Genomic DNA, 25,314 nt, shown 5'->3' on the forward strand with positions numbered 1-25,314 from the left:
GACCGCTGACTTTATCAGGTATATCATGACCGAATCTTTTGCAGCCCTCTTTGAAGAAAGCGAATTAAACCTCAACATTGAAAAGGGTGCTGTCATCCAAGGCGTTGTAGTAAACATCGATTCTGATTGGGTAACAGTTGACACTGGCCTTAAATCAGAAGGTATTGTTGACCGCGCTGAATTCTTAAATGAACAACGCGAACTTGAAGTTCAAGTTGGCGACACTGTTGATGTTGTTGTTGAAGCACTTGACAACGGCATGGGTCAAACAGTTTTATCACGTGAAAAAGCGAAACGTGCTGAAACTTGGACTAAACTTGAAAAAATCTTTGAAGACGGCGAAATCGTTACTGGTGTTATCTCTGGTAAAGTTAAAGGCGGTTTCACTGTTGACATCGGTCCAGTTCGTGCGTTCCTTCCAGGTTCTTTAGTTGATACTCGTCCTATTCGTGATACTACTCACTTAGAAGGTAAAGAGTTAGAATTTAAAGTAATCAAACTTGATGCTAAACGTAACAACGTTGTTGTATCTCGTCGTGCTGTTATGGAAGCTGAATCTTCAGCTGACCGTGAAGCTCTTCTTGCTCAGCTTGAAGAAGGTCAAACAGTTACTGGTACTATCAAAAATCTTACTGACTACGGCGCATTCGTTGACCTTGGCGGTATTGATGGTCTTCTTCACATCACTGACATGGCTTGGAAGCGTATCAAGCACCCATCAGAAGTTGTTGAAGTTGGTCAAGAAGTTACTGTTAAAGTACTTAAGTTTGACAAAGAACGTAACCGCGTATCTTTAGGTCTTAAGCAATTAGGCGAAGATCCATGGTTAGCGATCATGAACCGTTACCCTAAAGGTTCAATCGTTAAAGCTCGCGTAACTAACTTAACTGACTACGGCTGTTTCGCAGAAATCGCTGAAGGCGTTGAAGGTTTAGTGCACGTTTCTGAAATGGATCACACTAACAAAAACATCCACCCATCTAAAGTTGTTCAGATTGGTGATGAAGTTGATGTTATGGTTCTTGAAGTTGATGAAGAACGTCGTCGTATTTCTCTTGGTATCAAACAAACTCGTGCTAACCCATGGGAAGAGTTTGCTAAGAATCACGACAAAGGTGAAAAAGTTTCAGGTACTATCAAGTCAATCACTGACTTCGGTATCTTCATCGGTTTACCAGGCGGTATCGATGGTCTAGTTCACTTGTCTGATATTTCTTGGAACGAACAAGGCGAAGAAGCTATCCGTCGTTACAAGAAAGGTGACACAGTTGAAGCGGTTATCTTGTCTGTAGACGCTGAAGGCAACCGTATCAGCCTTGGCATCAAGCAAATGAACAGCGATCCGTTCAACGATTTCTTAGCTGCTAACGAACGCGGTGCACTTGTAAAAGGTACTGTAACTGCTGTTGACGCTCGTGGCGCAACACTTAAGTTAGCTGACGAAGTTGAAGCGACTCTTAAAGCATCTGAAATCAATCGCGACCGCGTTGAAGATGCAACTAAGTTCCTTGAAGTTGGTCAAGAAGTTGAAGCGAAAATCATAAACGTAGATCGTAAATCTCGCTCTATCAACTTGTCTATCAAAGCGAAAGACGAAGCTGAAGAGAAAGAAGCAGTTGCTAACTTGAAGACAGCAACTACTGGTCAAGACAATGGTCCTAAGACTATTGGTGATTTGATCAAAGCTCAAATGGGCAACTAAGTAGATGTTTGAATTGTATTGTTAATGTAAGTTAACTAATACTTTTTACACAAATACAATAAACGGTAGCGTAGTATTCACTTATTACGCTACCGTTTTGTATTTAAACAGGTTATTATCAATCTATCTACAAGGTAGCTTGATAATTAAAGAGGTCGCAGATGACTACTGAAGCACTTAATAAGTCTGACTTAATAGAGCGTATTTCTCTTAAAAACCCGCACTTAGCAGAGCCATTAGTGGAAGAAGCTGTTAAGATTATGATTGATCAAATGATTGCATCTTTGTCTTCTGATAATCGTATTGAAATTCGTGGTTTTGGTAGTTTTGCACTCCATCACCGTGAGCCTCGTGTTGGGCGTAATCCTAAAACAGGTAAGTCGGTAGAAGTGGCTGCTAAAGCTGTTCCACATTTCAAACCAGGTAAAGCATTACGTGATGCAGTAAACGAGACTGCAGGCGAATAAAATTTATTGGGGTGCTTATGCGTTACGTATTATTCGCATTATTAATTGTAGTGTTTGGCTACTGCCTAGCTTTGGTACTACAAAACGGAACTGAGCTAACCGTTGATCTGTTGTTTATACAGGTTCCAGCAATGCGTTTAGGTCTATTGTTATTATTGACAATGGCTTTAGGGATTGTGTTGGGTTTATTAATTGGTGTTCAGGTATTTCGTGTATTCCAGAAAGGTTGGGAAATTAAGCGACTACGTAAAGACATTGATCACCTTCGTAAAGAGCAGATTCAATCCGCTCAGCTGGCTGCTGCTGAAGCTGCAGCACATACAAGACATGAAAAAACGGTGTTAGATATCAATCCTAATGATCGTCCATCTACACCGCTTTAAGCCACAATATGCAGTAAGATTTTTATCTTAGAAGTATTGAAGCCAGTTTGATTTAAACGCCTTTGGATATATAGCCAAAGGCGTTTTTTATTGTGCTTTAAAATATTGATAACTATATAAAAAGTATATGAATAAAGAACTTAGTTTGAATTTTAAATGGTTTTTAGAAAAATAGTCTTGGTCGTTTTAGGCTTAATCCGTATAATGCCATAATTTTGTGAGTTTGAAGGGTCTCCCCATGAGTATTATTGTTGCCTTAGATGCAAAAAGTCATTATGACGCAATGACGATTGCTGGGCAATTAGACCCTCAATTATGCCGTGTAAAAGTCGGTAAAGAATTATTTACCCATGAAGGCTCATCTATTGTTAAAGCTTTACATGGTGAAGGCTTTGAAGTCTTTCTAGATCTAAAATTTCACGATATTCCAAATACGACTGCGCAAGCGGTATGTGCTGCTGCAGATATGGGGGTTTGGATGGTAAACGTCCATGCTTCAGGTGGCCGTAAAATGATGGAAACTTGCGTTGAGCGCTTAAAGGCGGGTAACTATAACACTCAGCTGATTGCGGTAACGGTGTTAACCTCGATGGGCCGTGAAGATTTAGCCGATATTGGTCTGGATATTGAACCATTTGAGCAAGTCAAACGTTTAGCAAAACTGACTAAAGACAGTGGTTTAGATGGTGTAGTATGTTCAGCGCAAGAAGCAAAAATGCTGCGTGAGACTTTAGGTTCTGAGTTTGCATTGGTGACACCGGGCATCCGCCCTGAGGGTTCAAGTGCGGATGACCAAAAGCGTATCGTAACGCCAAAACAAGCAATGTTAGACGGTGCAACACATCTAGTGATTGGTCGACCAATTACGCAGTCTGCAAACCCGTGTCAGATGCTCAAAGATATTTTAGCGACGCTTTAAGCGACTAGAAATCTAAAAAGCCTTTCATTCGAAAGGCTTTTTTTATGGATTAAATTTTAAAAAGAATTGTTGGTGAGCGAAGTGGCAATAGCAAAATAAAAAGACAGCACTGAATAGAGCGCTATGCTTTACAGAGCAGCCAAGACACTGACGATAATTGGCGCCAAAACTGACAGGATGAAACCACTCACCATAGCATGTGGAATAAATTCATTCCCACAGGCTTGTTTGACCATCGGTAGGGTAACATCCATTGCTGTAGCTCCTGCGGATGAAATCGCAGAGCGGGGGTAACGCCAGCCAATGATATACATGAACACAATCGCAAAGATTTCTCTGAACAAATCGTTCATCAGTGCAATACTGCCTAAATGTGCATTCTTTAACTCTGTGACCACAATGCCAGTCATGGAGTAGAAACCATAACCTTGAGACAACATAATCAAGTCTTTTAGTTGAATGCTCGGCACAAAATAGGCCGTTACAAACGCCCCAATAATTGAACCTAAAATACAACCAAGGGGAACGAGCAGTATTTGCCAGTTCAACCATGAACGATCTAGTGGCGAATAGACTAAATCAAGCCCGATCAGGAACATGAAAACCAGTAACAAGTTCCATGTACTGATATGAAGGGTATAGCCGAAACCTGATGATAGCTCTGCCAAGCCAAAACCCAAGGCCAGTGCGATAAATGCATAACTGATATTGATTAATGACTTGCTCACAAGTCTCATGGACACTTTGCCATGACTCGGTTGGTAGCCCAAAAGTTTAAATAATATATAACAACAGACGAAAGCACCGATACTGGTCATAACTGCTAAAAGCGCTGCATGATTGAGTATCTGCCAGGGTTCGGCAATGCTATGCAAAGTCGTTGAAAATTCAATCGCAATTGCGATTAAGAGAATATACGTAAAATAGGGCAGGATTTGAAAGGCAAGTCGCTCAAGCCATTTGGGTAAACGACGCGCCAAAACAAATCCAAGTGCTAAACAAATAAGAAGCTGAAAAATCAACCAAAACGATTGCATGTCAAATAAAGTGTGAATAAATACTAACTTATTATGACCGCGATCTTAATTTATTGCTTGACTATCTTGCTTAGAATTTAAAAAACGATAGTCTGCAGGATTGGCTTTTCGTGTTTTTAGCCAATACTTCCATGTATAGCTGGGCCATAAAGAGAAATTTTTCCCGTCCGCTTGTTGATACCAGCTGACGCAGCCAGATTGCCAAATGGTATCTGTAAATTGACTTTGTAAATGGTGATTAAATTGGTCTTGAATATCTGCTTTCACAACGATTGCTTGAGATTGGGTTTTTTGTGCCATCTCGATGAGCTGTAGAATGTAATTTACTTGTGACTCAATCATAAAAATAACTGAGTTATGACCTAAGACTGTATTGGGCCCTAAAAGCTGAAATAAGTTTGGGAAACCTTTGGTGCTAATTCCATAGTAACTTTCGGCCCCATCTTGCCATGCGTCTGTAAGCTCAACATGATTCAGCCCTGTACAGCTAAAGGATTTAAGATAAATACGTGGGTCAGTCACAAAACCTGTGCCATAGATGAGGCAGTCAATTGCACGCTTCTTCCCATCTTTGGTGATGATACTGTCCTCAGTTAATTCCCAAATATCATTGGTAACCAACTCCACATTTTTACGGTTAAAGCTTGGATAATATTTGTTGGAGACCAAGATGCGTTTACAACCCATAATATAGTTGGGAATTAACTTATCTGCGGTTACAGGGTCTTTGACTTGATGGCGAATATAGGCTTCTGCTAGTTTTTGTGCGTATTTCATAACCTGTGGTTTCATAATGGGAACTACACGAGATTCATTTGTCCAATACAGACGAGCTCGATGAAGTTTTCGAAACCAATCAAATCGATTAAACAGTGCTTTTTCAATGGGTAAGTAACGACGTTCATCCCGAGGAATAACCCATGCAGCTGTCCTTTGTAGTACGTAGAGTTGCTTCACTTTTTCTGCAATTTCAGGAATATATTGAATCGCGCTTCCCCCAGTGCCAATAGAGGCAACATTTTTATTGCTGAGGTCATAGTTATGATGCCACTGTGATGAATGGAAAACTTTGCCTTTAAACTTCTCGATACCCGCAATACGCGGAATTTGTGGTACATGCAGCGGACCAGATGCGAAAATAACAAATTGAGCGGTTAGTGTTTCATTTTGATTGAGAGTAAGTTGCCATAAACACAGATTTTCTAAGTAATGTGCAGCACTGACTTCAGTATTAAAGCGGATATAAGGCTGCAATTGATGTTCAGCGGTAAGTGTTTGGATGTATTGATAAATTTCAGGTGCTTCAGCATAACGTTTAGACCAGTCGGTCTTGGGTGAAAAAGACAAGGAATAGAGATGTGACTGTACATCACAAGCAGCGCCCGGATATTGGTTTTCACGCCATGTGCCACCTATTACACTGGCTTTTTCCAAAATTACAAAATCACGAATATTGTTTTGTAAAAGGCGAATAGCCATAGCTAAACCGCCAAAGCCTGCACCAATAATGGCGATTTTTACCTGAGGGGTTGTTGAATTTGCTGCCTGCATTTGTTTTTCCTTTTTGTTTTACTTTATTGTAGAGCAACTATCCAGAAGGTCTATGATAGCCCTGACAAGAAAATTGATAGATTCGGCAATTGTTGTGCGCTAGGCGGCTGTAGTAAAACATAGGCCAATATTTTGCTTTTAATTGATTATGAAACGTTCTGTACTTGGCTTGATGTATTTGATTCAAGGAATGCGTAAAGCAGGAGTCGCAGTCGATCAAAAGTTACAAAGCATTGGCTTACGTGTGGAGTCGCTTGATCCGAATGCGATCATTCATCCTGCTCTAGAGTGGGATATTTTCAAAATCATTGCAGAGGATATTGAACCTGAGCAAGGCTTGTTTATTGGTCAGCATTATGTTTTGGCAGGATATGGCCCCTTACTGATGTTATTGATGACCAGTCCAACGACACACACCGCTTTAGAGCAAGGTATTCGTTATCAAAGTTTGACGCATTTGAGTGGCTTATTGGGTTTGAAAAAACAAAATGATCAAGTCGCACTGTGTTATCTACCGAGAGACTTGCAAACCCCTGTGGGACAGTTGCGTGCACATTCTGAAATAGCGGGAACCTATAAGTTTTTACAAGATATTTATAAGATGATTGGGCTGGAGATGCCTGAGATTCGAATTACATTACCGATTGCACGACCTGAAGATGCGAAAAAACTGGTGCTCTATCAGCAGGTTTATGGTCAGCAAGTGAGTTTTGGTACGCAGCAAGCTGAATTTTGGTTTGATGAGTGGGTTTTAAATGTACCAATTCCTTCAGCAGATTTGATGACATTTAACGTTTATGCAGGAAAATGTCAGGCGGAATTACAACGTTTGGAAGAAACGGCAGAGCAACCGAGTCTGATTCAGCGGGTACAGGATTATTTGGAGTTACAACGCGGTTTACTGCCGACCATGGCTGAAACTGCACAAGCGTTGAATTTGCCAGAGCGAACCTTAAGACACCAGTTGCAACAGTTAAATAGCAGTTATAAACAAATTCGTGAGCAATTAATGAAAGACCGTGCACTACATTTGATGGAATATCAGGAATATTCCATTGAAATGATTGCAGAGTTATTGGGTTACTCGGAGCCTGCAGCCTTTAATCATGCATTTAAACGGTGGTTTGGTTACAGTCCACGACAATATGGGAAATAGCCTAAGCATAATTATGCCAAAGTGTTATATATTAACTTTTCCACTCCGCTATAATTGATATAGCCTAAAAACAGTATTAAATGATATGTCAGATTTTAATTCACCTACCGCATTCAGTCCTTTATCTCCTGCAGAGCGTTATGCTCAAGCCTTAGCATCTGGGCAGTTCATGTCTGATGAGGCACAAGCTCAGGCCGTTCATGAGTTGGATCGCGTTTGGCATGAATTAATTCAACGTTTTAAGGCATCTAAAAAAGCATTCCGTCGTTTCCGCCGTCAAACTTCTCCCCGTGGTGTATATATGTGGGGTGGTGTAGGTCGGGGTAAAACATGGTTGATGGATCAGTTTTATGACTCAATTCCATTTCGTCGTAAAACACGGATGCACTTTCACCATTTTATGCAACATGTACATCGTGAGCTCAACAAGCTTTCAGGTCAGCGTAACCCTTTAGATGCAGTTGCGGATCAAATTTATAAAGAAGCAGTGGTTATTTGTTTCGATGAATTCTTCGTCTCGAATGTGACGGATGCCATGATTCTCAGTGATTTGTTCCAAAAGCTTTTTGCACGTGGCATTACCTTGGTGGCAACCTCAAACATTGCGCCAGATGGTTTGTATAAAAATGGTATTCACCGTGATCGTTTCATTCCAACCATTGAAATGGTGAAACAGCAGTGTGTGATTTTAAATGTAGATGCAGGCGTGGACTATCGTTTGCGTGTTTTAAAGCAAGCGCAACTCTTTAAATCTCCTTTAACACATGAGCACCAACGCTGGATCGCACAGCGTTTTAGCGCATTGACCCAAACCCAAACCATTTCAGATGAGCCGATTATTATTAATAATCGTATTGTAGAAACGATCGGACATACCGAAGATGTCTTATGGTGTGAATATTCAGAGTTGTGTTTAAAACCACGTAGTCCTGCTGACTTTATCGAAATTGCAAATATTTATAATACTGTGTTGGTGAGTAATGTTCCGCATTTGACCGATTATCTTTCTGAAGGGACACGTCGTTTTATTTATCTGGTCGATGAGTTTTATGACCGTGGGGTAAAACTGATTTTAACCTCAGAAGATACAATTATTGATTTGTACTCTGGTGATAAATTAGCCTTTGAAATTGAACGCACGCGTTCACGTTTATTGGAAATGCAATCAGATGATTACTTGAATGAAGCGCATCGACAAATACAAGCTGAAGCAAGTAAACAACAAGAAGAAATTTAAAAATATAAGCACCCAAAAGGGTGCTTTTTTTATGTGCATTTTCATCGATTAATTTATCGACTTTTTTGAATAATCATGGCTTAATCAGGATTGAAAATAGGGAGAATATTGGTTTTAAGTGTAAAAAATATACAAAACTGCACTTAAGTCTAATTTCGGCATTTCAAAAACTTAATAAACTACTAAAGAGCATTTTATAAATTGATAATGCTTGTGCCTTGAGCAGTATTTTATTTGGTAGTTTGTATACTTTATTAAATAAAAAATGATCACTATTTCGCACGGTGATATTACTATTCAGCCAAGTTTAAATCGGTATACTAGAATCTCTTGTATAAAAAGTAGCAATATCAGGAAAGACAATGACTGCACGTATTCAAAAAGGCAAGTTAGCGATTGCTAAAGAACTTTACGATTTCATCGAAAATGAAGCACTTCCAGGTTCAGGTTTGGACAGTGAAACTTACTGGAAAAACTTTGAACAAGTCGTTGTCGATCTTAGCCCAAAGAACAAAGCACTATTGGCTAAGCGTGACGACATTCAAGCGAAGATCGATGAATGGCACCGCAACAACAAATTTGAACTTGGAGCTTACAAAGCTTTCCTTACTGAAATTGGCTACTTAGTACCAGAAGTAGAAGATTTCCAAATCAGCACAGAAAATGTAGATGAAGAAATCGCATTATTGGCTGGTGCGCAATTGGTAGTACCTGTGCGTAATGCACGTTACTGCTTAAATGCTGCAAACGCGCGTTGGGGCTCTTTATACGACGCACTTTACGGTTTTGACGTGATCCCTGAAGACGGTGGCGCGGAAAAAGGTAAAGGCTATAACCCTGTACGTGGCGACAAAGTTATTGCATTTGCTAAAAACTTCTTAAATGAAACCTTCCCATTAGCGAATGGTTCGCATGCTGATGCGACAAAATATGCAGTTGAAGGCAAAAAGTTAGTTGTGACGTTAAAAGACGGTTCGACATCGACTTTGGCTAAAGAAGCACAATTTGTTGGTTTTAATGGCGAAGAATCGGCTCCAACAGAAATCGTACTTTTAAACAACGGCCTACACGTTGTAATTGAAATTGATGCGAACAGCCCAATTGGTAAAACAGATGCCGCTGGTGTAAAAGATTTAGTTCTTGAAGCTGCTGTAACGACTATTCAAGACTTAGAAGATTCGATCGCTGCTGTAGATGCAGAAGAGAAAGTTGAAGGCTACCGTAACTGGTTAGGTTTGATGAAGGGTACGCTTTCAGAGTCTATCGAGAAAAATGGTAAAACTGTTACGCGTACTTTGAATAAAGACCGTACGCACAAAAACTTGATTGGCGGTGAAACAAAACTTCATGGTCGTTCATTGATGCTTCTTCGTAACGTGGGTCATCTTATGACCAACCCTGCGATTCTTGTAGATGGTGCTGAAATCTACGAAGGTATCATGGATGCATTAATCACTCCGCTTTTGTCTTTTGCAGACATTAAAGGTGAAAACGAAAACAAGAACTCTCGCAAAGGTTCAATGTACATCGTAAAACCTAAAATGCATGGCCCTGAAGAAGTTGCTTTTGCGGTTGAGCTGTTTGAGCGTTCAGAACAAGCGCTTGGCTTGCCTGCAAAAACTTTAAAAATCGGTATCATGGATGAAGAGCGTCGCACTTCTGTAAACTTGAAAAACTGTATTGCGCAAGCGAAAGACCGTACGATCTTCATTAACACAGGTTTTATGGACCGTACTGGTGATGAAATCCATACCTTTATGGAAGCAGGTCCATTCGTTCGTAAGGGCGAAGTGAAATCACAAATTTGGTTCCCAGCATATGAAAACCGTAACGTGATGATCGGTCTTCAAGCGGGATTACGTGGTAAAGCGCAAATTGGTAAAGGCATGTGGCCAAAACCAGACATGCTTTTAGACATGTACAACACTAAGATTGAACATCCAGAAGCGGGCGCAAGCTGTGCATGGGTTCCATCTCCATCTGGTGCTGTTATTCACGCGATTCACTATCACCAATGCAACGTGTCTGAGCGTCAAAAAGAATTATTGAATACAGAGCCTTTATCTTTAGATGATTTGTTAACACCACCTTTAGCGACAGATACCAACTGGACTGAAGAAGAGAAAACCAAAGAGCTTGAAAATAACCTTCAAGGGATCTTGGGTTATGTTGTGCGTTGGGTTGACTTGGGTGTAGGTTGTTCGAAAGTTCCAGACATCAACAACGTTGGTTTAATGGAAGACCGTGCAACTTTACGTATTTCATCTCAACACGTTGCAAACTGGTTGCGTCACGGCATCGTATCTGCGGCGCAAGTTGAAGAAGTGATGCAGCGTATGGCGAAAATCGTAGATGAGCAAAACGCAAACGATCCGCTTTACACCCCTATGGCGCCAAGCTTCGATGGTTATGCATACAAAGCAGCTTATGACCTTGTGTTTAAAGGTGGTGAGCAGCCATCAGGTTATACAGAGCCACTTCTGCATGCTGCACGTTTGAAGTTAAAAGGTTATACAGGTGACTAATCTGTAAAGCTAAAAAAGCCTCTTCGGAGGCTTTTTTATTGGCTGAAATAAGTCGCACTATGTCTATGGAGGAAAACAATAAGACTGATTTAATTTTGGGTAATAGTGATCTATAGATTGGCGCTTGCTTAGAGCTATGAATGGGTTTAAGCATAGGGCTAAACAAGTATTTCAGCTAGACGCTGCGGATAAAAGCCTTATACAATTCATTATATAAAGCTCGTCATACTATTGTTAACCATCAAGTTGGATGAAAATCCATGTGCGCTAATTTTAAACCTCTAACCCTTGCTCAAGTACAACAGTTTGGTCTACCTGAAATTCCGTTTGATTATGTTGAAGAGGTCTATCCCGGTTATGAGTTGCCTTTATTGTTCAAATCAAATTTAGGTTTTGAGTGGCGTAAGGTACATTTTGGCTTAATACCAAAATGGGCAGAAGATAAGAGTATTGCAACGAAAACCTATAATGCTCGAAGTGAGACACTCTTGCAAAAGGCCAGTTTTATTGAGGCCACTTCCAAATATCAGTTTGGGGTGATTCCCGTTTTTGAATTTTATGAGTCAAAATATATAGAACAAAAACCGCAGAGATGGGGTGTAAGACGACAGGATGGTCAAGTGATATTTGTTGCTGCACTTTATGAAATCTGTCGTATAGCAGGCGAGGTAGTGCGTTCAGCCACTATGCTTACAATGGATGCTATAGACCACCCAATGATGCGGGAGTTTCATGAGCCGGGGAATGTGAAACGCTCAGTGGTCGTGATTCCACATGAACGCTTAGAGGAGTGGCTCAGCTGGAAATCACCAAATATTCAATCCTTTGTACAAGGCTTTCCTGTTGAAGAGTTTGAATGTTCACATGTGCCAAAAATAAAAGTCGAAAAAGAGAGTCCCCAACTCAACTTTTTCGACTTTTAAACGGTTTAGCGAGCTAAATTTTTAAAAACGTGTTTTAAGCTTTCCATCATTTTTTCAATTTGCAAAGGTGTTAAGCCTTCAAATGATTGCTCAAGTACAACACTGGTGAGATCATTGATCTTATTGGTCATTTCAACACCTTTTTCGGTGAGAAGGACACGGGTGATGCGGGCATCATCTTCACAAGAATAAGTTTCAACCAATCCTTCATCTTTTAAACGATAAACAATTTTGGTGGTTGTCGACATTTTAGAGACCACCATGTCAGACAAATCAGAAACACTGGCATGTGGCTTTGAATCTAGAGCCAGTAAAATACGACGACGTGAGTTATCTAAACCATACTTTTTTAAAGCGTGATCGACATTGAGTACATACTGTGCATGTACTTGTGTTACCCAGTAAAATGGAAAACTTTCTAAAGAAAAATCTTCAGAACCTGGTAGGAACTTACTGTACTTTTTGGTCATGTGACGGATTCCCCGTGAATCGTATTTTTATTTTATAGATCATTTGAACACATTTTATGTGAACACTCATACACTTATCAATACAAAATTACTGGATTTATCATCATAAAGGAAATCTGTTAAAGGATAGCCTTTGCCAGTAATCAAGAAAAGTTAAGCGTGGTTGTTTAGAAGAGACAGGGTATAGCCGTCTTTATCTTGATGGAAGTTCACAATACTTTGTGCAAATTGTACAACTTCATCTTCGACTTCAGCATTCTGGTGAGAATCTAAAGAGAGTTTAGCCATGGGAACACCGTCCTGTAGAACGATAGGCAAGTGCATGTCAAACTTTTGGTTATTATGCGAAACCACAACTTTAACTTGATGCAGATCAAATGAGGAGTCTAAATGCAGATATGCGCCTTCATAGCTAGTATTGGCAAGCATTTTTGACGTCTTATTGAAGGTCAATGCTTTTTCATTGTTCATAGCGATGAATCCTGTCTTCGATTACTTTGATCGGATTGTCAATCCGTGCATCCTTGGTTTGGGTAATTGACCACTTTTACAACAATGCTGGTCGTGTTTCATTTTAGTGAAAAAAATGGATTTGTGAACTAGTGTTTTTAACAAAAAGTGTCATTCGTGGAAATCATAAATGTAGTGAATTGATATTTTTTAACTATTATTAAAATAAATAATTAAATAAAAACAATTATTTGGTTTTTATTTGCGATGGTTTTAATTAGAAAAACTAAAAAATGACCGTGGCGTCTAATCTTTATAGAATGCGACAATTGGCATTAAGTGACAAAATTTCAAACAGTGATTTCGATATTTTTATGTATTTTTTGCATAATAAGTGGTCGAATATTAAAATTTTGTTAAAAACCATAAAAAAATTATTACAAGCCAAACATCTCAGGCATAATTATTTCATCTTTAGTTGAACAGGTCACAAATATGGATCCGTCGCCGTGCAGGTCTATGCTTTTAAAACAGAAACATAATTCTGGGGTAATGAAATAATGGAATTTTTATTAGATCCGGGAATATGGGTAAGTTTACTTACGCTTATTATATTAGAAATTGTTTTAGGTATTGATAACCTAGTCTTTATTGCCATTTTGGCTGAAAAACTTCCTCCTGAGCAACGCGATAAAGCACGTGTCATTGGTCTTTCGCTTGCACTTTTAATGCGCTTGGGCTTGCTGTTTATCATCACTTGGTTAGTCACGTTGACTCGACCGCTGATTACTGTCTTAGATTGGACATTCTCTGGGCGAGACCTGATTCTTTTATTTGGTGGCTTATTCCTAGTTTATAAAGCCGTTACCGAATTGCATGAAAAAATTGAAGGTAAGCCCGAAGTTAAGCTGACCACCAATGTAGTCTACGCGGGTTTCACCGCAGTTGTGGCACAGATTGTGATCCTTGATGCGGTGTTCTCATTGGATTCGGTGATTACCGCGATTGGTATGGTCGACAACATTAATGTGATGATGGTGGCTATGGTCGTTGCCATGGTGGTCATGCTGTTGGCGTCGAAACCATTAATGACTTTTGTAAACCGTCATCCGACTGTGGTCATCTTGTGTTTAAGCTTCTTACTGTTGATTGGTATCAGCCTAATTGCGGAAGGTTTCGGCTTCCACATTCCTAAAGGTTATATCTATTCGGGTATTGGTGTTGCCATTGCGATTGAAGCCTTTAACCAATTTGGTGAGCGCAATGCGGCAAAACATGAAGCGAAAATTCCACTGCGACATCGTACTGCGGATTCTATTTTGAAACTCATGGGTGGCAAGCTCCAAGCTGAAGATCCTGATCAGCTTCAAGCGCAAGAAACTTTTGCGGATGAAGAGCGTTATATGATTGGTGGTGTACTGACGTTGGCTGAACGTTCAGTCGCGTCGATCATGACACCGCGCAGTCAAATTTCGTGGGTCAATCTTGATGATTCACCTGAGAAAATTCGTGAACAGGTATTGTCTGTACCGCACAGTTTATTTCCAGTGTGCCGCGGTAGCTTGGATAAAGTGATCAGTATTGCGCGCGCCAAAGAATTGCTTGATGTCTTAGATGATGAAGAGCAATTGAAAGACTTGATCAAACGTCATCGTCCAATTTACATTTTTGAAAAAATGAAAGTCATTGATGCGATTAATACGTTAAGAACGTCTAAAGGTTCACTGGTTTTGGTGAGCGATGAGTTTGGTAATGTGCAAGGCCTTGTTTCACCGCTTGACGTATTTGAAGCGATTGCTGGTGAATTTCCCGATGCCGATGAGCAACTTGATTTGATGAAGATAGATGATCAGACGTGGAAGGCGACAGGCATGCTGGATTTATACCAGCTTGAACTGGAACTTGGCATGATCGATTTGGTTGAAGAAGATGCAGGCTATATCAGTGTTGCTGGTTTAATCCTAGATAAAACTCATGGTGATGTACACGTTGGAACTCAACTGGACTACCGTGGTGTTCACTTTGAAGTGCTTGAGTTGGATTCAAATCGAATTAAGACCGTAAATATTACTTATCGTACTGCTTAATCATTGCAAAAATAGATTGTGAGAAAAATGTCAGCCTCGTGCTGGCATTTTTCTGCTTATAAAATAAGCGCTATGCACTTAAATAAAAAGCAGTTATTCTATGCCCGCAATTTGGCTGTCGTATTTGGTCCTTGACGTTATCGGTTTGGTGAAGACCTTTTTTCTATACCTGTGGTCGTCAAAGCATTGCATTTAGAGCATGACAGTAAAACAAATGATTAAAATAAGAATGGAAACACTTCATGCAACTTTTGGAAAATGTCGTTGATTTTAATAAGCTTTCAGTAGAGAAAAAACAATTTCTATTTGAAGAGCTTGAAACTTTTGATCGACAAATTTTCCCAAATGCAATCCCAGCAGAACTGCATCAATTGTTGTATAACCCTGATGTAGTGGCATTACCAATTATTCGTTTTTATCATCGCGGAAAAATAGTTGGGCAAAATATTATTGCCATCTTGAAGCTTAAGACAGCGCATCAACCCTTATATATTCTTAGCTCGCGTGCAGCTTTTTTACCTGATTACCGAAATCAAAACAGAACACTTTTATCTGCAATTCGAGTGACCTTAGGTTATCGTTTAAAATATCCTACGCGTCAGTTATGGTTTGTGTCGAGTTTGATGCAGCCAAAAGTATATCGGCTGTTTGCTTCACGTTCAAAATGCTTTTATCCGCGTGCAGAAGTGCCAATGCCTGAGGATTATTTACAGGTTCTTGATCTAATGCAAAACCGTCATGTGAATGTGCAACAACGCAGTGATGATGTGTTTGTGCATCCTTGTGTACTGCCACAGACCACGCCTGAACAATTGATACGGCTTCGAAATCGGGCCAGCCGTCATATCAACTTTTATATGCAACATACGCCTGATTATTTTATTGGTATGGGCTTGATGTGTATCTGTAAATTAGATTTGTTGACTCTGCTAGAAGCGGCGATGAACGTGTTTTTAGGGCGAGAAGTTGCCTAAGCAGAAACTCTCGCCATACTTTATTTAGGCTGAGTTACGGATAAGCTGTATATCCGCATATTCATAAATGGTTTCAGCTTTCATTTGATGAATGTGATCCATAAACGCTACATTAAAACTTCCTGTGCTTTGGCTTTGGGTATAAGCAAGTTGCCCCGCAATGGCAAAGTGGACATGGGCAGACAGTGCAGCAATGACAGGATTGGTGACTGCGCTATAGGCTGCAATTAATGCACCAAGGGCACAACCCGTAGCAGTAACTTTAGGTTGTAAATGCGAACCACCATTGACTTGGATTACAGCATCAAGTTGTTTTGAGAGAATATAGTCAGACTCGCCAGAAATGGCAATGACTTCAGCCTGTGCTAAAAGTGTTTTTGCTTGATGGTAGACATCGGCACTGCTTGCAGTACTGTCAACGCCTTTGGTTTCGATCTGATTCCCTGCAAGTGTGCTGATTTCCGATGCATTGCCACGAATAACGGTGGGTTGAAAAGCTAAAAGCTGATCTACCATTTCAGAGCGCCATTTTAAAAATGGCCCATATCCTACAGGGTCTAATACCCAAGGTATGTTTTGCTGCTGTGCGGTTTGTGCCGAGATTTGCATGGCTTGCATCTGTTCAGAGGTTGGCGTACCTAGGTTAATACTGAGCGCCGCACTAATACGAGTGAAACTTTCCGCCTCAAAGGGATTATCAATCATGGCAGGTGAGGCGCCCGAAGCCAATAAAACGTTCGCTGCATAATTGGCAGCCACACTGTTGGTGATACATTGCACCAAAGGTTGTTGCGTTTGCAGGGCAGTCCAAGCTTCAGCAACATATGCCACCAAGACATCGGTTTGGTCTTGAATCGATTGTTTTGTGTTAAGCAAGGACAGGTCTAAAAGCTGGGTCATAGTGGGTGCCCTTATTTGGTGAAATAGTGGTCTTGATGCTTACATTTGCGACAAAATAAAGTCACATATTGGTCAGCATCATAGTCTACGGTGAGCTCATTTGAACCGCAGTACATACAGCGTTTTTGTGAGTAGAAGCTCAAACGCGGCTCAATTTTTTGCCATGAACGAGAGACGGGCTGGAAGAAAATAGCTTCGTCATAGCCTAAAAAGCGGAAAAATAAGACTTCGCTCATTTTGCTGAATGGTAGGTTATGTGGTCGAGGCAGAGTTGATGTTTCCCATTTTTCAGCCACACTGCGTTCACGGTATTGTTGTAGAGTTTTTTTCAGTAAGTTGGTGTTAATAAAGTTTTCATTTCTGGGTTGTAAGGCTTTACGTTCATATAAATACTCCAATGCAGTTTGGATTAAATAATAAATTTGTCCGACCGCGAGTACATCGAGTAAACGATAACAAAACACTTGGAAACTGTTATTTCCTGCAATTTGAATGCCCCAAGTACGACAGTAAAACTGCATAAATTGGATAATTTCCTGATAGAGCAATTGGTACAAGGCATTTTTGACTTCATCCGCGGTCTTAAAAGGCACACCAAGGCTAAGGTTTTCATAAAACCAATAGCGTAACTGCTGCGTAACACTAAATAGGCTGGGTTCAGAGTAGCCGTCCAAACGCACATTAATATAATACTGATGGGCTTCACTGGCAAAATCTTTGGCAACGAGGATTTGTTCTTTTACCAGTTGTTTGACGAGACTGTTTTGAAACAGATAATTGGGGGTGATGCTAAAATATTTGATCTGTTCCCAATCAATAAACTCTTGATGTTGCGTATGCTCTTGTGCGTAGTCATCTAACAGGGCCAATAAAAATAATTTATGCATAAAACTGAGCTGGCCCAGTTCAAACTCATAAATGTCTTTTTGATTTTTGGTTTTACGCTGTTCTTGCTGACGAGTTTCTTTCAATATTTTTTTGCGCTGGGCTAAGCAACTGTCGCAGTGGCAATTTAGATTTGAATTGCTAAAAACACGATGTTGGCAGTGGCTACATTCATGAAAGTTAATTTCTTTGTCGTATTGTTCAGCATCCACCCAAAACATGGCCGCCTGACAAAGTGGACAAGGCGTGCTCTCATCAAGTTGTTTGTGCAAAATTTGAAGCGACATAAGATGAATTTGAAACTCAGGATTTTCTCAAATTATACACGCTAAAATTTCAGAAAGGCGTTGTAAATTGCAGTGTAATTGAACAAGCAGAGGTGCTTTGTAAACGCTCTACGGGTGAAGCAACGCAGTGGCGAATATAGGGCAAAAAAAATACGGCATGCACCGTATTTTTTGGACTAGTAGAATTTAAACGGGGCAAGGTAAAGAGTCATCTTCCATACCTAATTTTTTAGCTTCAATCATGGCTTGAACTTTTTTGCTTGGCAACTTTTTACTCCCTAGTGTGTCGTAGTGATTTAGAATGCTGCTGACATCATGTGCTTGTAATGGCATCCCTTCACAGCTCATGAACAGGGCAATGACTTTATGATCAATTTTTGCAGCATGCATTGCTTGCAGCATTTTTATATTTTCGACGCGGACGATATGGTCTTTTAAGTACATCTCACACCTCTATTTGTTTTGCTTAAGTTTTATCATGCGCTATGCATATTTAGATACAAGCAAAAACTGTGCACAAAATGTAGCCGATTTGAAAATTAAGTTAGATATTTGAAAAGAGCTGGCTTTATATCTTATCGATGTCTTTAAGTTTCTCAGCGTTAGAATGGCAGAGAGCTAATGGCACGGTGTGAGTGAGTAGGCTGGTGCAAATATTGCTAAACAAGCACGGCACGATAAGGGCGTTGACTGTTTCTTATTCACTTGGTGCAGTCATATGAGCGTGATAGGAACAATAGAATTGAAAAGCCTATTCAACGTGCCCATATAAATATCATTCAACATACACAGACAGCATGGCAAACTTGTCGTATGATCAAAACATACACAATATAAAGCTGTAGACCAATAGCATTAGGACATGACATGAATATTGCGGCAAATCCAATTATTGAAGCAGATCAAACCGTCTATTTAAAAGACTATCAAAAACCATCTTTTTTAGTAGACAGCATTCACCTCGATATTCAAGTCTATGATGAGCATAGCCAAGTTGATGCTGTACTGGAGCTGACGCGCCAAACTGAGGGTGATTTGGTTTTACTTGGGCGTGATTTAGAGCTGAAAAGTTTGGTGCTGAATGGTCAGCAACTCAGCCAAGAGCAATATGTGCTTGATACTGAGCAGTTGGTGATTCGTAATGCACCAAATCAGATCAAGCTTGAGACATCGGTGATCATTCATCCTGAGTCAAATACACAACTTGAAGGTTTATACCAAGCCGCATCAGATTTGTTTGTTACCCAAAATGAGCCTGAAGGATTCCGTAAAATTACCTTTTACCCGGACCGTCCTGATGTCCTTTCAGTCTTTACCACACGTGTAGAAGCTGACAAAAAATATCCAGTGCTCCTTGCCAATGGTAACTTGATTGAAGCGGGCGAGGCAGGCGAAGGTCGTCACTATACCATTTGGCAAGATCCAACCAAAAAACCAGCGTATTTGTTTGCTTGTGTGATTGGTGATTTGGCTGTTTTAAAAGACCGTTATGTGACCTCTGAAGGCCGTGATGTGGCTTTGGAAATATATGCCGAAGAAAAAGATATTCCGAAATGTCATATTGCAATGGAAGCCTTAAAGCATTCAATGCGTTGGGATGAGGAACACTATGGTCGTCCCTATGATTTAGACAACTATATGATTGTGGCTACCAGTGCTTTCAACATGGGTGCGATGGAAAATAAAGGTCTTAACATTTTTAACACATCATGTGTTTTGGCAGATGAAGAATATACGACAGATGCCGCGATCATGCGTGTACAGTCGGTCATTGCCCATGAATACTTCCATAACTGGACAGGTAACCGCATTACTTGCCGTGATTGGTTCCAATTGTGTTTAAAAGAAGGCTTAACGGTTTTCCGTGATCAATCTTTCTCAGAAGATTTGCAGTCGGCTGCGGTTCAACGTATTGATGACGTTGCGGTACTCAAAGCACATCAGTTCCCAGAAGATTCAGGCCCATTGTCTCATCCGCCGCGTCCAGACCACTTTGTGGAAATCAATAACTTTTATACTGCAACGGTCTATGAAAAAGGTGCGGAAATTAACCGCATGATGGCAACCTTATTAGGCAAAGAAAAATTCCGTAAAGGAACCGATGAATACTTTGAACGCCATGATGGTCAAGCTGTGACAGTTGAAGACTGGGTAGCCGCTTTAACCGCAGGTTCAGGCGTAGATTTATCCAATTTCTTAACATGGTATAACCAACCGGGTACACCAAAGTTAGAAGCGGAAGGTCATTATGATGTTGCTGCACAAACTTATACCTTAAACTTTAAGCAAAGTTTAAAAGCACATCCTAAGTATCCGAACCTACAAGCTGTTCCAATTCCTGTCGCTTTAGCACTGTTCGATGCTGCAACAGGTGAGCAATTGGTTTTAAACTCAGACAGTTTATTTGAAAATGCAGTCAAAGACGGTGTGTATCTTTTCGATCAAGACCAAGCCAGCATTGTGTTTAGTGGTTTAAGCACGAAACCTGTCGTGTCATTACTGCGTAATTTTTCTGCGCCCGTCAACTTAGAATTTAACTATACCGATGAAGAGTTGGCGTTCCTGATTCAATACGAAACCAATGGTTTTAACCAATGGCAAGCAACGCAAACACTGCTTGAGCGTATTTTACTCAATGGTCATGATGCGCATATTTATATTCAAGCCATTAAAAACACGCTACCAGATCTTGTTGAACAAGATCCACTCTTGGCATCACGTTTATTTGATGTACCAAGCGAAGGTTATTTGGGTAGTCGCATCGACACTGACTATGAACCAGCCAAGATTCAAGAACAGCGTAATGCTCTAGTTGAAAAACTGGCACGAGAGTTAGGAGAGTTCTGTAAAGACACTTATTTAGCTTTAGACCCAGATTTGCAAAAAGAGTTCTCACAAGCCATGGGTGTCCGTGCGCTGAAAAATATCATGCTTAGTATGATAGCACGCCAAGGTGATGAAACCGCTTTTGAGCTGGCGTATCAGCAATATGAAGCCACAGGCAATATGTCTGAACGTTTAGGTGCACTACGTGTATTGGTTTGGAATGATGCACCGCAAGCAGAAGCGGCTTTACGTGATTTTTACCTACGTTTTAAAGATGAGGCTTTGTCACTAGATCAGTGGTTCACACTTCAAGCGGCACATCCTTGTGCTACGACGGAAACCATTCAATATCTCACTTCACATGCCGATTATGATTTGGGCGTACCGAACCGTATTCGTTCAGTGAGTGGTGGTTTAAATGCAAACCCAGTGAATACATGGAGTTTTGGTGTGGATCATTTCATTGGGCTGGCAAAATATTTAGATGAGAAAAACCCAATAGTTGGTTCTCGTTTACTTCAAGTTTTGTCACGTTGGTACACATTGGCAGAGCCACAGCGTAGCGAAGTGAAAGCGAAGCTTGAGGCTTTAAAACCACAAGTGAAATCTAAAAATGTCAGTGAAACTTTAAGCAGTATGTTAAGTATTTAACTCAGCTGCGCATAAAAAAAGCCAGTCTATTGACTGGCTTTTTTTATGTAAACTGAAGAATGACAGCATGAAGAGTGCACATTGGTATTTTTATAAATTTATAAATAATGAACATTCATGTGAATAGTGTGAAATGAATCGCATTTTATGGGTATAATGTTATGGTATAACAGATGATTAGCTCAATATTCTGTATTTTTTTCGGCTTATGTATACAGGCTATTGGGCAGACAAACATGTAGAGTGTAAACAGATATGTTAGTTAAAATTGAAGATGGGTTTTATTTAAATACCGTTCATATTATTGCTATTCGTATTGCGAAAAATGCTGAACTGGGAACATTTCAAGTCAATGTTGAGTATAGCCCGCATAACCATCAGGCTTCGGGTTTATTTCAAAAAACTTTTATGCAACAGTCGGCAGCAGAGCATTATTTGCAAAATTTGCATCAGCAGATTAGTAAAAGCTAATGAAGTGAACGAGTTCTGCAAAATAAAAAAGACTGCTTCGGCAGTCTTTTTTGTTTTAAACAAATGCTTAAACTTTTACGATCAGTACAGGTATCGGAGACTGTGTGAGAACATTCTGCGCCACACTACCTAACATCATCTTTTTAAAGCCTGTACGGCCATGTGAGCCCATCAAAATCAGGTCTGCACCGACTTCATCGGCCACATGAATAATACCTTCAGAAGGAGAGATGCCGCGAATCACTTTGGTATCCACCTCAATTTCATCGCGGTCAAATGAGAGCTTTACTTCGGCTAAACGGTCTTGCGCGACTTTTTCAGCATGTAGGAAATAGTCGGTGATGGCTGGTGCAACTTTATAGAAGTCGACACCGACAAATGGATCGACCGCAATCACACTCATGAGCGTTACACGACTATTTAAATCTTTGGCTAATTCAAGTGCTTGTTCAACAGCAGCATAAGACATCGGGGATTCATCGACGGCAACCAAAATGTGTTTGTAGCTCATTATCTTCTCCTTGATGGTGCATCTTTATGCGGATTATTTTGCAGTACATGCGAAATCAATTCATATAAAGACACGTTATAGTTGATTAAGCTTTAACAATGAGAACTGGGAGCTCAGTAGACTTGAGAACATCTTGAGCAAAGCTGCCTAATAGGAATTTTTGAAAGCCTTTACGGCCATGTGAACCCATTACAATCAAGTCATTTTTTAGTGAAGCGGCTGCTTCGACCACAGCATCTTCAGAGACTTCACCTTTGATAATTTTAGACTGTGCTGTTACACCTTGTTCTTGTGCAATTTGAACAGCATCCTGAAGGGCTTTCTCAGCATTGTTGTAGGCTTGTATGAAATAGTCTTTCATGATTGGAGAAGTATAGTAAAAATCAGCATCTTTGAGAGGGTCTTCAGCAACTAAGCTAATCAATGTGAGTTGACTGCCAAAAACTTTGGCAATTTTAGCCGCTTGCTTAACCGCAGAAAAAGAAATTTGTGAACCGTCAACAGGGACTAAAATATGTTGGTAAGCCATCAGAGGGACTCCTTTTTGTATAAGATTTAGTTCTTGATTTATTGATAACACACTGCCATTAAATGTTCAATTTTGATCGGGCTAAAAATTGAAAATTCATGAAATTTAAAGAAAATAATTCAAAAAAAAGCCAATTTACGTGTCCAAAATCTTGAGTAAAAAACTCAAGTTTCAGATTTAAAGCAATATTCTTTAAAAGATGCTTCTAGTGTTTAAATGAGGCTGAAATGAGACCTGTTTAATTATGCGATGCGATAGAGATTGTATTAGAATCATTTGAAAAAAGGGTGGAGCCGAACAGTATGATTTTTCAATCAATAATAAAAGTACTTAGTACTGCTTTCATGATTGTGCTACTGAGCGCGTGTCAAAGTGTAGAAAAGAATACCAAACTGATTGAGGGAACGTTCAATACAGCGACCAATATTCAAATGAAAATGCTAGATCGCTTTGCGCCTCCCGATGTCATCGTACGCAATAATATTCCATATCAAGCTAGTCCTGAGCTGAATGTTGATATCTATCAACCCCAAAATATTGAACAATTAAACACAGTGCCCACGGTGGTTTGGATTCATGGCGGCGGATGGGTTTCGGGCTCAAAAGAGCATGCGCGAGGTTATTTCAAACTTTTGGCTAATCAAGGCTTTAACGTGGTCTCTGTACAGTACCAGTTTGCGCCTGAGGCTATTTATCCCACTCAGTTACAGCAAGTCGATCATGCACTGAATTTCTTACAATTGAATGCTGCTCAGTATCATATTAACCCGAACCAACTGTATTTAGCAGGAGACTCTGCTGGAGCCAATATTGCCAGTCATTATGCTGCGCTTTTGACGAATCCCGCATTTGCTCAAGCATCCAATTTTAAGCCGAGCATTCAGCCGAAACAGCTTAAAGGGCTAATTTTGCATTGCGGTATTTATGACTTATATCGCTTTGTAAACACCGCTCCTGAGGAACTCAGGCTCATTGAATGGGGCGTTTATAACTTGGTACAAGCTTATACAGGGGAGCGTAAAGAGGATGCAGCATTTTTAAAGTCGATTTCAACCAGTGAACATATTACATCACAGTATCCACCTGTCTTTATCAGTGGGGGAAATAAAGACTTTTTAACCAAGAGCCAGTCATTACCTTTTGTTGCGGTGTTGAAGCAGCATCAGATTGCAGTCACGGAGGCTTTTTATCCAGACTCTAAGGAGTTTTTGGTGCATGAATATCAGTTCATGATGAGTAAACAAGCGAGTCAGATCACCTTTGATCGAACCATTGATTTTATAAAACAGACCTCAAAGCCGACTGAAACAAAATAAAAAAGTATGCAGAAAGCCTTGTTTAATTTTTGCTACTTTATTAACATACCGACCTATTGGTATGTTTATTATTGAGTTTCTGATGAATCCTATATTAATGGCTTATGCTTTGCTGGCGATGGCAATTATTTCTGAAGTGATTGGTTCGACTTTTTTGGTAAAGTCGGAAGGTTTTACCAAGCTATTGCCTTCACTTGCGGTGGTGGTTTTATTTTCGTTGGCATTTTATTTATTGTCTCAAGTGATTAAAGTGATTCCATTGGGTATCGCTTATGCGATTTGGGCCGGTGTTGGTATTGTTTTAACCGCTCTGATTGGTTACTTTGTTTTCCGACAGAGTCTAGATTTCGCAGCAATGATCGGTATTGCACTGATTGTTTCTGGTGTGGTCGTGATTAACTTATTTTCAAATTCAACAGGGCATTAAGTTCGATGCAACAAGCAAGTCCACGTAAAAAGGCACCAGAACAGGTTCGCCAAAGTATCCTACAACATGCGATCTGTTTGGCTGCTGAAAAAGGCGTGACTGGGGTCTCCATACAAGCAGTGGCTGATTTGGTTGGTGTGAGTAAGGGCGGCGTTTTTCATCATTTTCCAAACAAACAAAAGCTACTTGAAGCGATGGTTGTGGAACAGCTTGAACAATTGGATCGTGTTGTTGATGAGTTGATTAGCCAAGATCGTGATCGTTATGGTTGCTTTACCCGAGCCTATATCGAGATTACTTTGGAAAAGCAGGTTCTAGGCTTGGAGCATTCTTGGTCAGCTATTTCGATGATTATGCTGACGGATCGTACCTTTAATGAGTATTGGATTGAGTGGCTAGAAAAACGTTTAGCGCGACATGAGGATACAGACAATGATTTGGAGCTTAAAATTCTACGCTATGCTGCGGATGGCATTTGGCTCACAGCATTTACTGAGGTGGAAAATTTGTCTGAGACGATGCAGCTTAAGCAAGAATTGATTCAACGAAGTTATCAGCATTAATTTTTCAAGTTAGCAATATTTGAAAATAAAAAAGCACCTATCGAGGGTGCTTTTTTATATGAGGGCT

The 25,314-nt window shown here is 40.1% G+C and carries 24 protein-coding genes; 15 read left to right on the forward strand and 9 right to left on the reverse strand.

Going from position 1 to position 25,314, the window contains the following annotated elements:
- The first annotated feature begins 25 nt into the window (after positions 1–25).
- From rpsA to pyrF, 4 genes are all read left to right on the forward strand, one after another.
- Positions 26–1,702 (forward strand): 30S ribosomal protein S1, encoded by a 1,677-nt coding sequence (rpsA, locus tag ACY3FQ_RS07370; RefSeq protein ID WP_489773771.1) that lies wholly within the window; start codon positions 26–28, stop codon positions 1,700–1,702.
- Between the two features lie 161 nt (positions 1,703–1,863).
- Positions 1,864–2,169, forward strand: coding sequence for an integration host factor subunit beta (locus ACY3FQ_RS07375; protein WP_004696865.1), 306 nt, complete (start codon positions 1,864–1,866; stop codon positions 2,167–2,169).
- Between the two features lie 17 nt (positions 2,170–2,186).
- Positions 2,187–2,552, forward strand: a complete 366-nt coding sequence (locus ACY3FQ_RS07380) for a lipopolysaccharide assembly protein LapA domain-containing protein (RefSeq protein WP_236769400.1) — start codon at positions 2,187–2,189, stop codon at positions 2,550–2,552.
- Between the two features lie 238 nt (positions 2,553–2,790).
- Entirely contained in the window at positions 2,791–3,471 is a 681-nt protein-coding gene (pyrF, locus tag ACY3FQ_RS07385) for an orotidine-5'-phosphate decarboxylase (protein ID WP_004696869.1), read from the forward strand.
- Between the two features lie 128 nt (positions 3,472–3,599).
- Here pyrF and ACY3FQ_RS07390 read toward each other — a convergent pair whose 3' ends face one another.
- Both ACY3FQ_RS07390 and ACY3FQ_RS07395 read right to left on the reverse strand, forming a co-directional pair.
- Positions 3,600–4,508 carry a LysO family transporter gene (locus ACY3FQ_RS07390; RefSeq protein ID WP_489773772.1) on the reverse strand — a complete coding sequence of 303 codons (909 nt, stop codon included), beginning with the start codon at positions 4,506–4,508 and terminating at the stop codon, positions 3,600–3,602.
- Between the two features lie 45 nt (positions 4,509–4,553).
- The gene (locus ACY3FQ_RS07395; RefSeq protein WP_489773773.1) at positions 4,554–6,059 is read right to left on the reverse strand and encodes a flavin-containing monooxygenase; all 1,506 of its coding nucleotides are present in this window, start codon (positions 6,057–6,059) and stop codon (positions 4,554–4,556) included.
- A 148-nt stretch (positions 6,060–6,207) separates the two neighbouring features.
- Here ACY3FQ_RS07395 and ACY3FQ_RS07400 point away from each other — a divergent pair, with 148 nt between their 5' ends.
- The 4 genes from ACY3FQ_RS07400 (at position 6,208) to ACY3FQ_RS07415 (ending at position 11,900) form a co-directional block, all read left to right on the forward strand.
- Positions 6,208–7,215, forward strand: coding sequence for an AraC family transcriptional regulator (locus tag ACY3FQ_RS07400; protein WP_348960561.1), 1,008 nt, complete (start codon positions 6,208–6,210; stop codon positions 7,213–7,215).
- An 85-nt stretch (positions 7,216–7,300) separates the two neighbouring features.
- Positions 7,301–8,452: a cell division protein ZapE gene (gene zapE / locus ACY3FQ_RS07405; RefSeq protein ID WP_279687201.1), complete on the forward strand. Its 1,152-nt coding sequence runs from the start codon at positions 7,301–7,303 to the stop codon at positions 8,450–8,452.
- Between the two features lie 362 nt (positions 8,453–8,814).
- Positions 8,815–10,977, forward strand: a complete 2,163-nt coding sequence (locus tag ACY3FQ_RS07410) for a malate synthase G (protein ID WP_489773774.1) — start codon at positions 8,815–8,817, stop codon at positions 10,975–10,977.
- A 260-nt stretch (positions 10,978–11,237) separates the two neighbouring features.
- Positions 11,238–11,900, forward strand: a complete 663-nt coding sequence (locus ACY3FQ_RS07415) for an SOS response-associated peptidase family protein (RefSeq protein WP_236769404.1) — start codon at positions 11,238–11,240, stop codon at positions 11,898–11,900.
- 5 nt (positions 11,901–11,905) lie between these two features.
- Here the strand turns inward: ACY3FQ_RS07415 and ACY3FQ_RS07420 are convergent, their stop codons facing one another.
- Together ACY3FQ_RS07420 and ACY3FQ_RS07425 are read right to left on the reverse strand one after the other, a co-directional pair.
- Positions 11,906–12,370 (reverse strand): MarR family winged helix-turn-helix transcriptional regulator, encoded by a 465-nt coding sequence (locus ACY3FQ_RS07420; RefSeq protein WP_004696885.1) that lies wholly within the window; start codon positions 12,368–12,370, stop codon positions 11,906–11,908.
- A gap of 153 nt (positions 12,371–12,523) precedes the next feature.
- Positions 12,524–12,799, reverse strand: coding sequence for a hypothetical protein (locus ACY3FQ_RS07425; RefSeq protein ID WP_236769405.1), 276 nt, complete (start codon positions 12,797–12,799; stop codon positions 12,524–12,526).
- A gap of 581 nt (positions 12,800–13,380) precedes the next feature.
- On the opposite strand from ACY3FQ_RS07425, the gene ACY3FQ_RS07430 reads away from it, so the two are divergent.
- Both ACY3FQ_RS07430 and ACY3FQ_RS07435 read left to right on the forward strand, forming a co-directional pair.
- Entirely contained in the window at positions 13,381–14,907 is a 1,527-nt protein-coding gene (locus ACY3FQ_RS07430) for a TerC family protein (RefSeq protein ID WP_489773775.1), read from the forward strand.
- Positions 14,908–15,149: 242 nt separating this feature from the next.
- Positions 15,150–15,881 carry a hypothetical protein gene (locus tag ACY3FQ_RS07435; protein WP_489773776.1) on the forward strand — a complete coding sequence of 244 codons (732 nt, stop codon included), beginning with the start codon at positions 15,150–15,152 and terminating at the stop codon, positions 15,879–15,881.
- A 24-nt stretch (positions 15,882–15,905) separates the two neighbouring features.
- On the opposite strand, the gene thiM is transcribed toward ACY3FQ_RS07435, so the two are convergent.
- From thiM to ACY3FQ_RS07450, 3 genes are all read right to left on the reverse strand, one after another.
- Entirely contained in the window at positions 15,906–16,781 is an 876-nt protein-coding gene (gene thiM, locus ACY3FQ_RS07440; protein ID WP_489773777.1) for a hydroxyethylthiazole kinase, read from the reverse strand.
- An 11-nt stretch (positions 16,782–16,792) separates the two neighbouring features.
- Positions 16,793–17,953 carry a hypothetical protein gene (locus tag ACY3FQ_RS07445; protein ID WP_259233856.1) on the reverse strand — a complete coding sequence of 387 codons (1,161 nt, stop codon included), beginning with the start codon at positions 17,951–17,953 and terminating at the stop codon, positions 16,793–16,795.
- A 186-nt stretch (positions 17,954–18,139) separates the two neighbouring features.
- Positions 18,140–18,397 (reverse strand): hypothetical protein, encoded by a 258-nt coding sequence (locus ACY3FQ_RS07450; RefSeq protein WP_004696895.1) that lies wholly within the window; start codon positions 18,395–18,397, stop codon positions 18,140–18,142.
- Positions 18,398–18,820: 423 nt separating this feature from the next.
- Here ACY3FQ_RS07450 and pepN point away from each other — a divergent pair, with 423 nt between their 5' ends.
- A complete protein-coding gene (gene pepN / locus ACY3FQ_RS07455) occupies positions 18,821–21,430 on the forward strand; it encodes an aminopeptidase N (RefSeq protein WP_489773778.1) in 2,610 nt (869 codons plus the stop codon).
- A 255-nt stretch (positions 21,431–21,685) separates the two neighbouring features.
- Positions 21,686–21,901: a hypothetical protein gene (locus ACY3FQ_RS07460; protein ID WP_489773779.1), complete on the forward strand. Its 216-nt coding sequence runs from the start codon at positions 21,686–21,688 to the stop codon at positions 21,899–21,901.
- A gap of 67 nt (positions 21,902–21,968) precedes the next feature.
- On the opposite strand, the gene ACY3FQ_RS07465 is transcribed toward ACY3FQ_RS07460, so the two are convergent.
- Together ACY3FQ_RS07465 and ACY3FQ_RS07470 are read right to left on the reverse strand one after the other, a co-directional pair.
- Positions 21,969–22,412, reverse strand: coding sequence for a universal stress protein (locus tag ACY3FQ_RS07465; RefSeq protein WP_004696899.1), 444 nt, complete (start codon positions 22,410–22,412; stop codon positions 21,969–21,971).
- Between the two features lie 85 nt (positions 22,413–22,497).
- Positions 22,498–22,941, reverse strand: coding sequence for a universal stress protein (locus ACY3FQ_RS07470; RefSeq protein ID WP_489773780.1), 444 nt, complete (start codon positions 22,939–22,941; stop codon positions 22,498–22,500).
- Positions 22,942–23,243: 302 nt separating this feature from the next.
- Between ACY3FQ_RS07470 and ACY3FQ_RS07475 the strand changes: the two genes are divergently transcribed.
- The 3 genes from ACY3FQ_RS07475 (at position 23,244) to ACY3FQ_RS07485 (ending at position 25,247) form a co-directional block, all read left to right on the forward strand.
- Positions 23,244–24,257, forward strand: coding sequence for an alpha/beta hydrolase (locus ACY3FQ_RS07475; protein WP_114837628.1), 1,014 nt, complete (start codon positions 23,244–23,246; stop codon positions 24,255–24,257).
- 82 nt (positions 24,258–24,339) lie between these two features.
- On the forward strand, positions 24,340–24,684 hold the full coding sequence (locus ACY3FQ_RS07480) for a DMT family transporter (protein WP_005401176.1): 345 nt from the start codon (positions 24,340–24,342) through the stop codon (positions 24,682–24,684).
- 5 nt (positions 24,685–24,689) lie between these two features.
- A complete protein-coding gene (locus tag ACY3FQ_RS07485; protein ID WP_279740857.1) occupies positions 24,690–25,247 on the forward strand; it encodes a TetR/AcrR family transcriptional regulator in 558 nt (185 codons plus the stop codon).
- Positions 25,248–25,314: the final 67 nt, after the last annotated feature.

It is taken from the genome of Acinetobacter sp. AB03, from assembly GCF_058107045.1.

Excerpts from the sequence above, each read along its gene's own strand:
- ACY3FQ_RS07450 (WP_004696895.1), bottom strand. The coding sequence starts at position 18,397 with ATGTACTTAAAAGACCATATCGTCCGCGTCGAAAATATAAAAATGCTG.
- ACY3FQ_RS07460 (WP_489773779.1), top strand. The coding sequence starts at position 21,686 with ATGTTAGTTAAAATTGAAGATGGGTTTTATTTAAATACCGTTCATATT.
- ACY3FQ_RS07410 (WP_489773774.1), top strand. The coding sequence starts at position 8,815 with ATGACTGCACGTATTCAAAAAGGCAAGTTAGCGATTGCTAAAGAACTT.
- ACY3FQ_RS07390 (WP_489773772.1), bottom strand. The coding sequence starts at position 4,508 with ATGCAATCGTTTTGGTTGATTTTTCAGCTTCTTATTTGTTTAGCACTT.
- ACY3FQ_RS07475 (WP_114837628.1), top strand. The coding sequence starts at position 23,244 with ATGATTTTTCAATCAATAATAAAAGTACTTAGTACTGCTTTCATGATT.
- ACY3FQ_RS07485 (WP_279740857.1), top strand. The coding sequence starts at position 24,690 with ATGCAACAAGCAAGTCCACGTAAAAAGGCACCAGAACAGGTTCGCCAA.
- rpsA (WP_489773771.1), top strand. The coding sequence starts at position 26 with ATGACCGAATCTTTTGCAGCCCTCTTTGAAGAAAGCGAATTAAACCTC.
- ACY3FQ_RS07480 (WP_005401176.1), top strand. The coding sequence starts at position 24,340 with ATGAATCCTATATTAATGGCTTATGCTTTGCTGGCGATGGCAATTATT.
- ACY3FQ_RS07415 (WP_236769404.1), top strand. The coding sequence starts at position 11,238 with ATGTGCGCTAATTTTAAACCTCTAACCCTTGCTCAAGTACAACAGTTT.
- pepN (WP_489773778.1), top strand. The coding sequence starts at position 18,821 with ATGAATATTGCGGCAAATCCAATTATTGAAGCAGATCAAACCGTCTAT.
- ACY3FQ_RS07420 (WP_004696885.1), bottom strand. The coding sequence starts at position 12,370 with ATGACCAAAAAGTACAGTAAGTTCCTACCAGGTTCTGAAGATTTTTCT.
- ACY3FQ_RS07375 (WP_004696865.1), top strand. The coding sequence starts at position 1,864 with ATGACTACTGAAGCACTTAATAAGTCTGACTTAATAGAGCGTATTTCT.
- ACY3FQ_RS07395 (WP_489773773.1), bottom strand. The coding sequence starts at position 6,059 with ATGCAGGCAGCAAATTCAACAACCCCTCAGGTAAAAATCGCCATTATT.
- thiM (WP_489773777.1), bottom strand. The coding sequence starts at position 16,781 with ATGACCCAGCTTTTAGACCTGTCCTTGCTTAACACAAAACAATCGATT.
- ACY3FQ_RS07465 (WP_004696899.1), bottom strand. The coding sequence starts at position 22,412 with ATGAGCTACAAACACATTTTGGTTGCCGTCGATGAATCCCCGATGTCT.
- ACY3FQ_RS07430 (WP_489773775.1), top strand. The coding sequence starts at position 13,381 with ATGGAATTTTTATTAGATCCGGGAATATGGGTAAGTTTACTTACGCTT.
- ACY3FQ_RS07380 (WP_236769400.1), top strand. The coding sequence starts at position 2,187 with ATGCGTTACGTATTATTCGCATTATTAATTGTAGTGTTTGGCTACTGC.
- ACY3FQ_RS07435 (WP_489773776.1), top strand. The coding sequence starts at position 15,150 with ATGCAACTTTTGGAAAATGTCGTTGATTTTAATAAGCTTTCAGTAGAG.
- zapE (WP_279687201.1), top strand. The coding sequence starts at position 7,301 with ATGTCAGATTTTAATTCACCTACCGCATTCAGTCCTTTATCTCCTGCA.
- pyrF (WP_004696869.1), top strand. The coding sequence starts at position 2,791 with ATGAGTATTATTGTTGCCTTAGATGCAAAAAGTCATTATGACGCAATG.
- ACY3FQ_RS07400 (WP_348960561.1), top strand. The coding sequence starts at position 6,208 with ATGAAACGTTCTGTACTTGGCTTGATGTATTTGATTCAAGGAATGCGT.
- ACY3FQ_RS07445 (WP_259233856.1), bottom strand. The coding sequence starts at position 17,953 with ATGTCGCTTCAAATTTTGCACAAACAACTTGATGAGAGCACGCCTTGT.
- ACY3FQ_RS07470 (WP_489773780.1), bottom strand. The coding sequence starts at position 22,941 with ATGGCTTACCAACATATTTTAGTCCCTGTTGACGGTTCACAAATTTCT.
- ACY3FQ_RS07425 (WP_236769405.1), bottom strand. The coding sequence starts at position 12,799 with ATGCTTGCCAATACTAGCTATGAAGGCGCATATCTGCATTTAGACTCC.